Origin of the sequence: Pseudoclavibacter sp. RFBJ3 (assembly GCF_002931375.1) — a bacterium.
Classification (GTDB): domain Bacteria; phylum Actinomycetota; class Actinomycetes; order Actinomycetales; family Microbacteriaceae; genus Pseudoclavibacter.
Window position 1 is genome coordinate 15389 of record NZ_PSXZ01000014.1, and the last position, 13382, is coordinate 28770.

The 13382-nt window shown below is 69.2% G+C and carries 12 protein-coding genes; 4 read left to right on the forward strand and 8 right to left on the reverse strand.

Translation table 11 applies throughout. The annotated features are described in order from the left end of the window. The first annotated feature begins 16 nt into the window (after positions 1 to 16). A complete protein-coding gene (locus C5E07_RS13560) occupies positions 17 to 1417 on the forward strand; it encodes an APC family permease (protein ID WP_104299904.1) in 1401 nt (466 codons plus the stop codon). A 56-nt stretch (positions 1418 to 1473) separates the two neighbouring features. Here the strand turns inward: C5E07_RS13560 and C5E07_RS13565 are convergent, their stop codons facing one another. The 4 genes from C5E07_RS13565 to C5E07_RS13580 form a co-directional block, all read right to left on the reverse strand. Continuing rightward, the gene (locus C5E07_RS13565; protein WP_104299906.1) at positions 1474 to 3054 is read right to left on the reverse strand and encodes a GMC oxidoreductase; all 1581 of its coding nucleotides are present in this window, start codon (positions 3052 to 3054) and stop codon (positions 1474 to 1476) included. Between the two features lie 49 nt (positions 3055 to 3103). Then, a complete protein-coding gene (locus tag C5E07_RS13570) occupies positions 3104 to 4606 on the reverse strand; it encodes an MFS transporter (protein WP_104299908.1) in 1503 nt (500 codons plus the stop codon). Positions 4607 to 4767: 161 nt separating this feature from the next. After that, complete coding sequence (locus tag C5E07_RS13575) at positions 4768 to 5598, reverse strand: hypothetical protein (protein ID WP_146080601.1); 831 nt, start codon at positions 5596 to 5598, stop codon at positions 4768 to 4770. Continuing rightward, on the reverse strand, positions 5595 to 6632 hold the full coding sequence (locus tag C5E07_RS13580) for a Gfo/Idh/MocA family protein (protein ID WP_104299913.1): 1038 nt from the start codon (positions 6630 to 6632) through the stop codon (positions 5595 to 5597). The genes C5E07_RS13575 and C5E07_RS13580 overlap by 4 nt, the downstream gene beginning before the upstream one ends. A 111-nt stretch (positions 6633 to 6743) precedes the next feature. On the opposite strand from C5E07_RS13580, the gene C5E07_RS13585 reads away from it, so the two are divergent. The 3 genes from C5E07_RS13585 (at position 6744) to C5E07_RS13595 (ending at position 9584) form a co-directional block, all read left to right on the forward strand. After that, positions 6744 to 8021 (forward strand): ROK family protein, encoded by a 1278-nt coding sequence (locus C5E07_RS13585; protein ID WP_104239779.1) that lies wholly within the window; start codon positions 6744 to 6746, stop codon positions 8019 to 8021. Positions 8022 to 8169: 148 nt separating this feature from the next. Continuing rightward, the gene (locus C5E07_RS13590; RefSeq protein ID WP_104299915.1) at positions 8170 to 8571 is read left to right on the forward strand and encodes a hypothetical protein; all 402 of its coding nucleotides are present in this window, start codon (positions 8170 to 8172) and stop codon (positions 8569 to 8571) included. After that, positions 8568 to 9584, forward strand: coding sequence for a restriction endonuclease subunit R (locus C5E07_RS13595; protein WP_104299917.1), 1017 nt, complete (start codon positions 8568 to 8570; stop codon positions 9582 to 9584). Before C5E07_RS13590 ends, C5E07_RS13595 begins: the two co-directional genes overlap by 4 nt. A 93-nt stretch (positions 9585 to 9677) precedes the next feature. On the opposite strand, the gene C5E07_RS13600 is transcribed toward C5E07_RS13595, so the two are convergent. From C5E07_RS13600 to C5E07_RS13615, 4 genes are all read right to left on the reverse strand, one after another. Continuing rightward, positions 9678 to 10688, reverse strand: coding sequence for a sugar phosphate isomerase/epimerase (locus C5E07_RS13600; protein WP_104240086.1), 1011 nt, complete (start codon positions 10686 to 10688; stop codon positions 9678 to 9680). A 66-nt stretch (positions 10689 to 10754) separates the two neighbouring features. Then, positions 10755 to 11909 (reverse strand): Gfo/Idh/MocA family protein, encoded by a 1155-nt coding sequence (locus C5E07_RS13605; RefSeq protein ID WP_104299919.1) that lies wholly within the window; start codon positions 11907 to 11909, stop codon positions 10755 to 10757. After that, positions 11906 to 12304 carry a DUF6379 domain-containing protein gene (locus tag C5E07_RS13610; RefSeq protein WP_104299920.1) on the reverse strand — a complete coding sequence of 133 codons (399 nt, stop codon included), beginning with the start codon at positions 12302 to 12304 and terminating at the stop codon, positions 11906 to 11908. Before C5E07_RS13610 ends, C5E07_RS13605 begins: the two co-directional genes overlap by 4 nt. 17 nt (positions 12305 to 12321) lie before the next feature. Next, complete coding sequence (locus tag C5E07_RS13615) at positions 12322 to 13365, reverse strand: sugar phosphate isomerase/epimerase (protein WP_104299922.1); 1044 nt, start codon at positions 13363 to 13365, stop codon at positions 12322 to 12324. Positions 13366 to 13382: the final 17 nt, after the last annotated feature.

Consider the following 13382-nt stretch of genomic DNA (forward strand, 5'->3'; position numbering starts at 1 on the left):
CACACCAAGGAACCCCATGACCGCGAACTCAGCCCCGCACTCCCAGGGCGTCACCCTGAAACGCGCCCTCGGCATCCCGGCGCTCATCATCTTCGGCCTGGCCTACATGGTCCCGCTCACGGTCTTCACGACGTACGGGCAGGTGACGAGCATCACCGAGGGGCACCTGCCCGCGGCGTACCTCATCACCCTCATTGCGATGCTGCTCACGGCGTGCAGCTACGCCGTGCTCGTGCGCGAGATCCCCCGCGCGGGCAGCGCGTACACGTATGCCCGGAAGGCGTTCGGCGGGCACGTCGGGTTCCTGACGGGGTGGACGCTCATGCTCGACTACCTCTTCCTCCCCCTCATCAACTACCTCCTCATCGGCATCTACCTGAACGCGCAGTTCACGGCGGTCCCGATCTGGGTGTTCACGCTCGCGTCGATCCTCATCGTGACGGCGCTCAACATCGTGGGCATCTCGATCGTGAAGAACGCGAACCTGTTCCTCGTCGGGGTGCAGCTCGTGTTCGTCGCCGTGTTCCTGGTCGTCGCGGTCGCCTACGCGGCGAACAACCCTGGCGCTTCTCTACTGCAGCCGCTCTACGACACGGGGATGAGCATCCCTGCCCTCGCGAGCGGTGCCGCGGTCATCGCCCTGTCGTTCCTTGGCTTCGATGCCATCTCGACGATGTCGGAGGAGGCGAAGGATGCGCGGCGCACGGTGCCGCGCGCGATCCTCATCACGACGGTGCTCGGCGGGCTCATCTTCACGGCCGTCGCCTACGCGGGCCACATCATCCAGCCGGCCTGGCAGGACATGGCCGACCCGGATGCCGCGGCCGTCGAGATCATGCGCATCGCGGCGGGCCAGTGGCTGGAGATCTTCTTCCTCGTCGCCTACATCGCAGGCTGTGTGGCCGCGGCCATGGCGTCGCAGGTGAGCGTCTCCCGCATCCTGTACGCCATGGGCCGCGACGGGGTGCTGCCGAAGAGGCTGTTCGGAGCGTTCAGCGAGCGCTTCCGCACGCCCATCGGCGCGACGCTCTTCGTCGCCGTCGTCTCGCTGCTGGCGCTCGTCGTCGACCTTGCGACCATCGCGTCGCTCATCAGCTTCGGCGCGCTGGCCGCGTTCTCCCTCGTCAACCTGTCGGTCGTGAAGTTCTTCCTCTTCGACCGCAAGGAGCGCGGCGGCAAGGCGGTGCTCGTCTACGGGGTGCTGCCCATACTGGGCTTCGCGATGACGGTCTGGCTCTGGACGAGCCTCTCGGGCCTCGCCCTCGTCGTCGGCCTCAGCTGGTTCGCGATCGGGCTCGTCTACCTCGCGTTCCTCACGCGAGGGTTCCGTCGCCAGCCGCCCGAGATCGACTTCGAGGCTGAGAACGCGGCACTGGATGCGGAGCACACGATGACGACGCGCGCCCCGATCGCGTAGACGGGCCGCTGCGGCGGTGGGGCGCGAGGCTCGCGAGGAGCTCCGCGCCCGACCGTCTACGCCAGTTCTTCCGCGAGCTTCCTGGCTCCGCGGACCGCGATGGCGACGCTCATGAGGGTGGGGTTCATGGTCGTCGCGGTCGGGATGAGGGCGTTGCCTCCGACGTAGAGGTTGTCGATGCCCCAGACGCGCGAGTACGGGTCGGCGACGGTGGTGCCGTCGTCGTTCGCCCCGGCGCGCATCGTGCCCTGGTAGTGCAGGCTCGAGCCGTTGGGGAGGAGGCGCGGCTCGGCGATGAACGTGCCGAGCGCCTCCCCGGCCCGGCGCAGGTGCGCCTCGCCGTCTGCGATCTCCGCCTTCTCGACGTCGGTGAGCGCGTACTCGACGGTCATGTTGGGGAAGCCGCGGTAGTCGAGCTCGTCGTCGTGGAACGTGATGCCGTCTTCGACGCGCGGGTGCTTGCGCATGCCGTACCCCATGTTGACGTAGCCCCAGCGGTTGCCGGCATGGGGGTGCGCGGGGTCGAGCGGGAATGGTGGGTTCTCGGCGTACATGACCTGCAGGGAGAAGGGGTGGTCTGGCTCGGAGAAGGGGATGCGGTTGACGGCACCGACGGGATCGGCCGGGTTGAGGGCGCGGCGGGCGAGCTCCTCCTCGAGGTCGGCGTCGGTGGCGAAGCGGCTCATGCCGGCGGGGTCGAGGGCGACGGTCGAGATGACGACGGGGTGCTCGGTGAGGTAGCGGCCGAGAGCTGCCGGGCGGATGCCGGATGCCCAGAGGAGCTGCGGGGAGCGGAACGCGTCGGCCGCGACGACCACGGCGTCCGAGGGGAAGAAGCTCGTCGCTCCGGTGCGGAGGTCTTCGACGGTGACGCCCGTGACGCGGGCGTCGGCTCCATCGCCGTCGCGCTCGACGCGGCGCACGAGGTGGAGGTCGCGCAGCTCGAAGCGCTCGGCGAGAGGGTTGCCCGCTTCGACGAGCGGCCCGAAGACGACGTCGGCGCCGGCCCAGCGGACGGTGCCGTCGGGCTGCGCGTCTCCCGCCACGGGGAGCGTGCCCGGGCCGAAGCCATCCGGCAGCTCGGCGGCGAACTCCTCGGAGAGGATCGAGCGGATGGCACCGCCGACGCCGGAGTCGGCGAACGCGGCGGACTGCACGTGCAGCAGCCGCTCTGCGTTCGCGAGCAGATCATCCCACTCGTCGCTCTCGATGAAGTCGACGCGTTCGCTGAACTCGGGGGCCGGGGTCGCGCAGGTCCAGTGCGCGCCCATGCCGCCGACGTTGGTCGACGCGGCCGCCGCGGGGAACGTGTCCGTGTGGGCCGACCCCTCGCCGCCGAAGTCGAGGAGGTGCGTGCCCTGGCGAGCCGTGAACATGCCCTCCACTACGGCCGATTTCGGGATGCCGAGCGAGTCGCGGAAGTCGCCGGCCTGCGGCCCCTGCGACCGCTCGCGGGCGCGCTCCTTCTCGTCGGGGTCGGCGATGTTGCGCACGCTCTCGCCCGGGATGTCGGTGAGCTGTGGGCCCGCCTCGAACATGGTGACGCGCACGTCCGGGTTCTGCTCGAGGAGGGTCCGCGCGTAGGCGGCCCCGATGGGTCCGCTGCCGACGATCGCGACGACTGGATTGGTGGTCATGTGCTTCCTCCTTGGAAGAGCGGCTGGTGAGTGGATTCGGCGGACGCGGTCAGGCGCGCGACGCCGGGAGGCTCTGCGGTTCGACGACGGGGATGCTCCCCGTCTCGTTGGACAGGCGACCGGGCGGCAGCAGCAGCGCCGCGACGAAGCCGACGGCGTAGGCGATCGAGAGGCCGATGAAGATGGGCGCGAACACGTCGCGGTAGATCTCCGCGACGGTCGCCTGGAAGGCGGGGTCGCTCGCGTGCACGAGCTGCGGGGTGAGGTTGGCGGCGTCGAAGCCGATGGGGAGCAGCGCCGCGACACCCGCGCCGATGACGCCGCCGATGATGGCGGTCGTCACGGTGGAGCCGACCTGGCGGACGATGTTGACGCTCGCGGTGACGGCGCCCGTCGCGTTCTTGGGGGCGGCGCTCTGCACGACGGCGACGATGAGGCTCATGAAGGAGCCCGTGCCGAGGCCGACGCCGAACATGACGACCATGGGCGCCCAGAGCGGAAGCCCGACGGGGAGCGTGGCCATGATGAGCAGGCCCACGGCGCCGAGGGCGGTGCCGACGACGGGGTAGACGCGGTAGCGACCCGATCGGCTGGCGAGGAAGCCCGTGAGGAGGTTGCTCACGAGCATCCCCATGACGGTCGCGATGGGCACGAGCCCGGAGACGGTCGCCGTTGTGCTGTAGGCCATCTGCACGTAGGTGGGCAGGTAGGCGGTGATGGAGAAGAGGCCGACGCCGATGATGGCGGAGAGTGCCGTGCCTGCCGCGACGGTGCGGTTCTTGAAGATGTGCAGGGGCACGACCGGGTTCTCGGCGCGCACCTCCGCCCAGAAGAAGAGCGCGAACGATGCCAGGGCGACACCGAACGCCGAGAGCGCCGACGTGAGGAGCTCGGCGTCGGAGACCCAGCTCACGCCGAGCACGAGCGCGACGAGCGCGATCGTGAAGGCGAGCGAGCCGAGCACGTCGAAGCGCGGGGCGGACGTGCGCGGGATGCTCGGGATCGCGACGAGCGCGAAGATCAGCGCGGCGACGCCGACGGGGAGGTTCACCCAGAACACCCACTGCCAGCCCCAGTTGTCGGCGATGAGGCCGCCGAGCAACGGGCCGATGAGGATGGCGACAGGGAACGCGGCTCCGATGACGGCCATGTACTTGGGCCGAGCCCTCGGGCTCGTGACCTGGGCGATGATCGTCTGCGACATGAGCTGCAGGCCCGCCGAGCTCATCCCCTGGAAGACGCGGGCGACGATGAGCAGGCCCATGTTCGGCGCGAAACCGCAGGCGAGCGAGGCGAGCAGGAAGAGCACGAGGGAGGTCAGGAACACCGCTCGGGGGCCGACGATGTCGCCGAGCTTGCCGAGCACGGGCAGGAGGACGGTGCTCGCGAGCGTGTAGCTGACGACGACCCAGCCCATCTGCTCGAGCGCGCCGAGGTCGCCGGCGATGGTCGCGAGCGAGGTCGACACGACCGTGTGGTCGAGCGCGCCCAGGAAGGAGACGGTGAGGAGGGAAGCAACAAGAAGGCGGAGTCTCGCCGGTGAGAGTGGCATAAAAGGGCCCGAACGATCGGACGATCTACGCGACATGGTGTGCCTCCGGTCGCTGCGTCGCGGCCGGTGACGGGTTCGTGGAACCCCTGCGTCGAGGTCAGCCTACCGAGGCTTATGTCTAAAATCAACTAAAGAATGTCCGCGAGCGGCAATTGCAGCGGTCACGCCGACGCGCACCCGTGTTCAATCCGCCGACTCAGTTCGAGATCTTCAAGCAAGCAGGACAGCTCATCGGGAGAGTCGGATGCACGCGGCGCCTCGATGGCACACCGCAGCTCCCGACGGGCACCGCCCTCGAACGCCTCCCGCACGCCCCGCTCCTCCTCCGCGGAGCGACTCGTTAGGCGTGCGACCCCAGCCCCAGGATCGATGGCGACCTCGACCTCGACCGCGCCGAGCGCCGAGACTCGCAGCCACGGCGCCCCCGCGGCCGGGAGCCAGGAGAAGAGGACGGGGATGCCGTCGTGCGATTCGAGCAGAAGGGACACGGTCGGGCCACTCTCGTTCTCCGGAAACACGGATCCCAGCCCGAGCTCGCCCCCACCGGTCAGCACACGCGCCCAGCCGAGCGCGTCCCGCAGCACCCCGCTCGAGGATGGACCACCGGCCTCGACCGTGACGAGGACAGCCTTCGACCCGGACGGGGCCACGAGCGCCCGAGCCGCTTCCACCAGATCCCTCGGGAGGAAGCAGCGCGCGGCCAGAACGTGCGCGCCACCTGCTGGCAGCCGATCGCGGCGACCGGCGTCGGGCACGACGGCCTCGTCGACGACCACGCCCCGGGCGCCGTCGGCCAGCGCCGCCTCGACCGCGCACAGCCAGCCCCCGGAACCGCGAGCGTCGATCACGACGACCGCGCCGGTCGCGCTCGAGGAGAGCTGCGCACTCAGCGGCAGCTCGGCAACCGCGACGCGATAGGGCGCGAGCCGGTCACCGTCCGCCCCTCGCGCGCCCGGCGCACTCGACACCAGGACCGGAATTCGAAGACTCACGACGAAGCTCCCTCGATGTGGGCGGCGACTGCCTCGGCGAGCACGATGGCGTAGCGCGTGTCCTCGAGCTGCTCCTCGTACTCGAGCGGCGCCTCCCCCGAGAGCAGCTCGGCAAGCGCCAGCCATTCCGCCTCGTAGCCGTCGAGGTGCGACCTCGGGGGCACCATGACGCCACCCTCCGACCCGCGAACGACGACACTCGCCGCGCCGTCGTGCACAAACGCCGGCGGGAAGTCGACGTCGACGCGCGACTCCCCCGCCGAGACCGTGAGGCGCCAGCGAGCATCCGCCCCTTCTGCGCGCATGACGGCACCGAGCTGCACCCGGGCGCAACCAGCCCGGTACCCGACTGCGTAGCCGAGCGGTGCGACGAAGCGAGCGAAGTCGACGCCATCGAATCCCGGCACGAGGTCGCGGATGGCGGGCAGGTCATGCACCGCGAGGCCGGAGACGAGCTGCCGCACGATGCCGGCCTGCACGTGTGCGGGCAGTCCAGATGGGGGATGACGCACGGGAGCCCCGGCACCCTCGGCGAACTCGGTGACGAGCCGGTGGTACCGCCCGTTCGGCGGGAGCGACAGCGTGACCCGCACGCTGTCGACGGGAGCCCGCAGCTCGCCGATGAGTCGTCGCGCCTGCACCCAGCCGGGGTCATAGAGGTGGTTGGTGCCGATGAGCAGCGCCACTCCCCGATCCCGGCAGGCGACGACCAGTGCTTCCGCCTCGGCGACGGTCGTCGCGAGCGGCTTCTCGCACAGAATGCCCGCGACCCCCGCATCGAGCGCGGCCCGCACGTGGCTCGCGTGGTCGGCGGGTGGGGAGCAGATCAAGGCGAGCTGCACCCGCTCGTCCTGGAACACCTCGCCGATGCCGGAGCTGCTGCGCGCGCCGATGCGCCGAGCGAGCTCCTCCGCACGGCCGCTCCCGGAGTCCGCGATGTGCACGACCCGGAACAGTTCGGGGAAACGCGCGAGCGTGGGGAGGTGGAGCGCGGAGACGCCCGGCCCGGCCCCGATGACGCCGACTGACCACATGCGACCACTTCCTCGTGCGCTTTTGTGTGTTTGATACGAAAGTTTGCTGTGCACGAACGTATCTGGGCGTTCTCTGCGGCGCAAGGTCGACATATTGGGTACAGTTCGGCCATGAGAGAGTCAACGTTGCGCTTCGGTGCCCAGACCGATGAGGTCACGAGCCTTCTCCGAGTCGTCAACCTCGTGCGGATGGGCGAGGCACTGACCCGCCCGCAGATCGGCACCGTCACCGGCCTCGGCCGCGGCGTCGTCACCCAGCGCGTCGAGCAGGCCATCAGCATGGGCTACCTCGAAGAGGGCGATGTCGGCCCTTCCTCGGGAGGGCGGGCGCCACGCACGCTGCGCTTCCGCGGAGAGAACGGACTCATCGTCGTCTGCGCCCTCGGCGCGCTGCACATCCACGTCGGCCTCGCACAGCTCGAAGGCGATGTCATCGCACAGGCGCACCTCGACTGGGAGATCTCGCGCGGACCAGCCGCGACCCTCGACGCAGCTCTCGGGCTCGTCGAAGAACTCCTCGCCGCAGACACGAAGAGCCGAGGCAGCGAGCTCCCCGTCTGGGGCATCGCGGTCGGCGTCCCCGGCCCTGTGGACTTCGAGTCCGGCAGGCCCGTTGCACCGCCCATCATGCCCGGGTGGAACGGCTTCGACATCCGCCGCCGCTTCGAGCAGCGCTTCGACGCGCCCGTCTGGGTGGACAACGACGCCAACCTGCTTGCGCTCAACGAGCGCACCAACCGCCAGGTCCCGTCGGTCGATCTCATCTACGTCAAGGTCGGCTCGGGAATCGGCGCCGGCCTCGTCTCGCGGGGGCGCATCCACCGTGGCGCGAACGGCGCGGCGGGAGACATCGGGCACGTGAAGGTGTTCGGGTCGACCTCGCAGTGCCGTTGCGGGAAGATCGGCTGCCTCGAGGCGGAGGCCGGCGGATGGGCCCTCGTTCGGGATGCCCAGCTCGCGATCGAAGCGGGCGACGACGGACTCCTCGCGCGGCGCTCGAAGGAGGGGGAGGAACTCAACCCGGAGCTCATCGCACTGTGCGCCGAGGACGGCGACGCGCTGGCGATCCAGCTCGCGCAGCGCTCGGCGAAGATCATCGGCGAGTCGATCTCCGCGCTGGTCAACATGTTCAACCCGAAGGTCATCGTCGTCGGCGGCGCCCTCGCCTCGGCCGGCGAGATCTTCCTCGCCGAGGTCCGGCAGCGGGTCTACGAGCACTCACTCCCGCTCGCGACCCGCGACCTCAACATCGTGGTCTCCGCGAACGATGTCCGCGAACCACTGCGCGGGGGCGCCGCGATGGTGCGTGAACAGCTCTTCGAGGAGACGTTCACGCGCTGGTTCGCGGATGGGCGCCCCACGATCGCGGGGCTCGCCCTCGGCCGCTGACACCGGTACACAGCCGGGCACATTCGGCACTTCTTCCGATTTTCGACATAAGCCTGTAGGTTCACTCCTAAAGCCGATATCGGCCGTCACAAAGGAGTGTCATGCCCAGAATCGACCCGTGCAGCCCCGACCGCCGGGGAGCACGCCCGTGAGCCTCGCGATCCTGCTCGACGACGCCCTCCGCAGCGATGGCGACGGCTTCTCGCTGCGCGTCTCCCTGCCCTGGATCCGATCCCTCCCCCTCGCCAGCCTCCACGAGCTGCGCGTCACGATCGACGGACAGAGCGCACCGCTCCCCGAGCTGGCGCCGAGCCCCACGTGGTGGTTCGTGCAGGACCGCATCGTCGTGCACTCGAACGTGCGGCTCGAGCCCGGCCAGCACGAGGTGCTCGTGGGCTTCAAGCTCCTCATCCCCAATATGGGCGCAGGCCCGAACCAGCCGCTCATCCTGCCCTTCGCCGCCGCCCGTCGCCTGGAGCTGGACGCGCCGCTGGCCGCGCCGCGCGCATCCCGCGACCTGCCGCTCGAAGCCGTCGGGAACCCCGCGTGAGCACGCAGCTGCCCGAGGGATGGACGCTCGCCGCCTCGGCGTTCAACTGGTCGCCCGAGCTCATGGTCGCCGACCGCACCTCCCCCGAGATCGCGGCCTCCATCGGGGCATCCGGCGTCGCGAACGTCATCGAGCTCGAGGCCGCCCAGACGTGGCGCACGTTCCCTGATCCGACGGATGCGGAGACCTCCAGCATCCGCTCCGCCCTCGACGCCACGGACACCTCGGTGAGCATCGTCGGCGCGAGCCTCGACGACTGGCTCACGGCCACCACACGCCGCTCGGAGGATGAGCGCTACGAGTTCCTGCTCCCCCAGCTTCGGGCAGCGGAGCGGCTCGGCGCGGAGGGCATCCGGCTTCCGCTGGGACAGGCGGGCCCTGCCCTCCTCGAGCGCCTCCTCCCCCGCCTGCACGAGCACGGCCTCACGCTCTACGAGGAGCTGCAGGGCCAGCAGTCGCTCGACAAGCCGCAGAACGCGGCTGCCGTCGAGGCCGTCGCGGCGATGGACGACACGAGCATCCGCCTGCTCCTCGACATCAGCATGCTCATGCCGTCGCTGCCGCCCAGCTACCTCGCGAGGCTGCGCGCGGGCGGGGTGGATGCGTCACTCGTGGACGCGCTCGAGCACGACTGGCGGAGCCCGGCGACGCTCGACGCCGTCCAGGCCTCGCTCCGCCGCGGGACCGTGCCGCCGCAGGTGCACACCCTGTTCATGAACCTCGTCATCCGATTTGGGCGGTCGGACGCGCGCGAGCTGCGGGAGATCCTGCCCCTCGTCGGCGGCGTGCACCTGAAGTTCTGGGACCTCGACGACACCGGTGGCCGCATCTCGAACCCCATCCGCGAGATCTCCGCCGAGCTTGCCGCCGTCGGCTTCACGGGCACGCTCTGCAGCGAGTGGGGCGGCCACGAGTGGATCGACTCGCTCACGCCGGAGCAGGCAACCCGCGCCCACCTGGCCCTCGCCCGCGAGGCCATCTCGGAAGGCGCCTCCGCGCCGGCGCCTGCCTGAGCTGCCCAGCCCACGCAGAGAAGTGCGGCAGATGCAGGCTCCCATTCTCGGGAGCACGCATCTGCCGCACTCTTGTGGCCGGGCAGGGGCTGCCTAGTCCTGCTTCGTGGAGAACGCCGAGTCGAACGCCGCCTCCGACGGACGATACGTCGACAGCGTGCGCACGAACCCCAACGCCTCCGGAGCACCCACGAGACGGTCCATGCCCGCGTCCTCCCACTCCACCGACAACGGCCCCTCGTACCCGATCGCGTTCAACATGCGGAAGCAGTCCTCCCACGGCACATCCCCGTGCCCGGTCGAGATGAAGTCCCACCCCCGCCGCGGATCCGCCCACGGCAGATGCGACGACAACCGCCCGTTGCGGCCGTTGCTGAGGCGCTTCTTCGTGTCCTTGCAATGCACGTGATAGATGCGGTCCTGGAAGTCCCACAAGAACCCCACCGGGTCGATGTCCTGCCACACCATGTGCGACGGATCCCAGTTCAGGCCGAACGACTCCCGATGCCCGATCGCCTCCAACGCACGCTTCGTGGTCCAGTAGTCATACGCGATCTCGGACGGATGCACCTCGTGCGCGAACCGGACCCCGACCTCCTCGAACACATCCAGGATCGGGTTCCACCGGTCGGCGAAGTCCTGGTACCCCGCATCCACCATCGCCTCCGTGGCAGGAGGGAACATCGCCACGTACTTCCAAATCGACGAGCCCGTGAAGCCGGTCACGGTCTTCACACCCAGCGCCGCCGCCAGGCGGGCCGTGTTCTTCAGTTCCTCCGCCGCCCGCTGCCGCACCCCCTCCGGCTCCCCGTCACCCCACACCCGGTCTGACACGATGTCCCGGTGCCGCTGATCGATCGGGTCGTCACACACCACCTGCCCCTTGAGATGGTTCGAGATCGTCCACACCTTGAGACCATTGCGCTCGAGGACGTCGAGCTTGCCCTGGACGTACTCGGCGTCATCCCACCGCCACGGGTCGAGGTGATCACCCCAGCAGGCGATCTCCAAGCCGTCGTAGCCCCACTCCCCCGCAAGACGGGCGACCTCCTCGAACGGCAGATCGGCCCACTGACCGGTGAACAACGTGACAGGACGAGACATGCTTCTCCTCTTAATTAACGTTCTCGAATGCTGAACTAACGTTCTCGAATGCTTGGGCCGCGCTGCTCAGACAGCGACGGCGGAGCGGGTCTCGACCCACGCGCTCTCCGCTGCCGAGCTGCGCTCGACGGCGTCGAGCACACGCTGCACGCTGAGCCCCTCTTCGAAGCTCGAGTGCAGCGGGGTGCCGTCTGCGATGGCGGTGACGAGGTCGACGACCTGATGCGTGAAGCCGTGCTCGTAGCCGAGCATGTGACCGGCCGGCCACCAGGCTGAGACGTACGGATGCTCGGGCTCGGTCACGAGGACCTGCGCGAATCCCTGCGCCCGGCTGTCCGCCGTACGGTCGTAGTACTGCAGCGAGTTGAGGTCCTCGAAGTTCCAGGCGAGGGCGCCGAACTCGCCGGAGACCTCGATGGCGAGCGCGTTCTTGCGGCCCGTTGCGAAGCGGCTCGCGTCGAACGAGGCGAGCGCCCCGCCCGAGAGCCGTCCGGTGAAGATCGCGATGTCGTCGACGGTCACCGCCCCAGTGCCAGAGCCGTCGGCGAGCGGACGCTCGGCGATGATCGTGTCGATCGTGCCAGAGACCCGGTCGACGCTCTGGCCCGTGACGAACTGCGTGAGGTCGATGGCGTGCGCCCCGATGTCGCCGAGCGCGCCCGAACCCGCGAGCTCCTTCTGCAGGCGCCACGAGAGCGGTGCGTCCGGGTCGACCAGCCAGTCCTGCTGGTAGGACGCACGCACCCGGTGGATGCGCCCAATCCTGCCCTCGGCGATGAGGTCGCGGAGCAGGGTGACGGCCGGCACGCGGCGGTAGGTGAAGCCGACCATCGACCTCACGCCACGCTCTGCTGCACGCGCAGCAGCATCCGCCATCGCCTCGCCCTCGGCGACCGTGTTGGAGAGCGGCTTCTCGACGATGACGTGCTTGCCCGCCTCGAGCGCCGCGATGGCGATCTCGGCGTGCGAGTCACCAGGCGTGACGATGTCGACGATGTCGATGTCGTCTCGCGCGATGACCTCACGCCAGTCGGTGGCCGACTCCTGCCAGCCCCACTGCTTCGCGGCCTCCGCGACCGCGTTGCCGTTGCGCCCGACCACAACCGCCATCTCGACCTCGGCTGGTAGGCCGAAGACGCGAGGCGCCTGCCGCCAGCCGACCGAGTGAGCGGCTCCCATGAAGCCGTAGCCGATCATGGCCACGCGCAACGGCCGGGTCATGCGAGGACCACTTCGCGCTCGACGGGGACGCGGTTGGTGACATAGCGGCCCGGCGCGATCTGCATGTAGAGGAGTCGCATCGTGAGCACGACCTCGACCGTGAGCTTGTCGCCGGCGGCCGGCGCCTCATCCAGCTGGATGGCGATGTCGGGCCGGTCGGAGAGGAACCAGAGGGTCTCCGACTGCTCGGGCAGCTCGTCGATCGTGTACGAGCGCCCGGCGAGGTCGAAGCGCAGCTTGTCCTTCGGGACGGACACCCCGTTGACGTTGACCTCGACGTTGTCGACGGCCGACAGCCACAGGCTGCGGTACCAGGGGATCTGCACGGAGACGCTGATGCCGTCCTCGCGGCGGGTGACGTCCTTCTCGGCGAAGAGCGAATTGTGTGTTGCCATGTTTCTGTTCCCTAGCCTCAGGCGACCGTGAGGCTGTTCGCCTCGGCCGCGGTCTCTTCGATGGCACGGCGCATGAGCGCGTGCTGCTGACGCACCTGCTCGACCGGGTCGCTCTCGCCGAGGTCGGCGAACGCGTGGCCCTCCCACTCGCTGGAGAGGTAGCCCTGGTAGCCGCCCTTGACGAACTGGCGCACGATGCGCGCCGTGTCCATGGCCGGCTCCTCGCCGTGCTCGTCGATGTCGTAGAACTTCGCGTGCACGTGGAACATCTGCGGCATGATGTCGAGCCATTCCTCCGGCTCGACGAGGCCGTGCATGTTGAAGGCCAGGCGCGTGAACGGGCCGAGGCGGGCGAAGTCGAACTTCTCGGCCGTGAGGAAGTCCTCGAAGGCCTGGTTGCGCACGTGCATCGGCTGCGGGCGGCGCCAGATCTCGTCCATGACGGGGAAGTACTCCTCCGGCATGCCCATGCTGCTCAGGGTGCGCAGCAGCCGCGGCGAGAGGCTGTGCATCGTCGAGCTGAAGTCGGCGGTGAAGCCGAGGCGGTCGCTGCCGAGGTCCTCGTACATCTCGCGGATCGCGTGGATCTGCGGGGCGTTCGGGCCGGAGGGGGCGTGGATCTCGTAGCCGAGGCGCTGGTCGTACTTCTCTGCGAGCGGCAGGAGTCGCGCGAGCAGCTCCTTGCCCGCCGAGCGGATGACGACGGTGCGGAACCCGAAGTCGTTGGCCGTTGCGAGCTGGCGAGCGAAGAACTCATACTCCTCGTCCGGCGTCATGTCGCGGTCCTTGCGGCGCCCCATGTCGAGGTTCGTGCCGACGGCGCTGGGCTCCAGCTCGTAGCGCTCGAGGGTGTCGCGCCAGAACTTCACGAACTCCTTGTCGGTGTCCGGGTAGGTGCGCAGCAGCTGCGCGATGTTGAACTCGACGCCAGTGCCGAGGCCCTCCTTGTGCACCGCCTCGACAAGCGTCTCCGGCGTGTAGAGGCCGGCCGCGAACTCCGAGGTCAGCGAGTAGAGGGTGATGCCGAGCTTGATGCCCGTTCCTGCGATTCCATCTGTCATGGTGTTCTCCTTCTGGT

Bases quoted from the DNA above. Each gene is read 5' to 3' on its own strand.
- C5E07_RS13560 (WP_104299904.1), top strand. From the start codon at position 17: ATGACCGCGAACTCAGCCCCGCACTCCCAGGGCGTCACCCTGAAACGC.
- C5E07_RS13565 (WP_104299906.1), bottom strand. From the start codon at position 3,054: ATGACCACCAATCCAGTCGTCGCGATCGTCGGCAGCGGACCCATCGGG.
- C5E07_RS13570 (WP_104299908.1), bottom strand. From the start codon at position 4,606: ATGCCACTCTCACCGGCGAGACTCCGCCTTCTTGTTGCTTCCCTCCTC.
- C5E07_RS13580 (WP_104299913.1), bottom strand. From the start codon at position 6,632: ATGTGGTCAGTCGGCGTCATCGGGGCCGGGCCGGGCGTCTCCGCGCTC.
- C5E07_RS13585 (WP_104239779.1), top strand. From the start codon at position 6,744: ATGAGAGAGTCAACGTTGCGCTTCGGTGCCCAGACCGATGAGGTCACG.
- C5E07_RS13600 (WP_104240086.1), bottom strand. From the start codon at position 10,688: ATGTCTCGTCCTGTCACGTTGTTCACCGGTCAGTGGGCCGATCTGCCG.
- C5E07_RS13605 (WP_104299919.1), bottom strand. From the start codon at position 11,909: ATGACCCGGCCGTTGCGCGTGGCCATGATCGGCTACGGCTTCATGGGA.
- C5E07_RS13610 (WP_104299920.1), bottom strand. From the start codon at position 12,304: ATGGCAACACACAATTCGCTCTTCGCCGAGAAGGACGTCACCCGCCGC.
- C5E07_RS13615 (WP_104299922.1), bottom strand. From the start codon at position 13,365: ATGACAGATGGAATCGCAGGAACGGGCATCAAGCTCGGCATCACCCTC.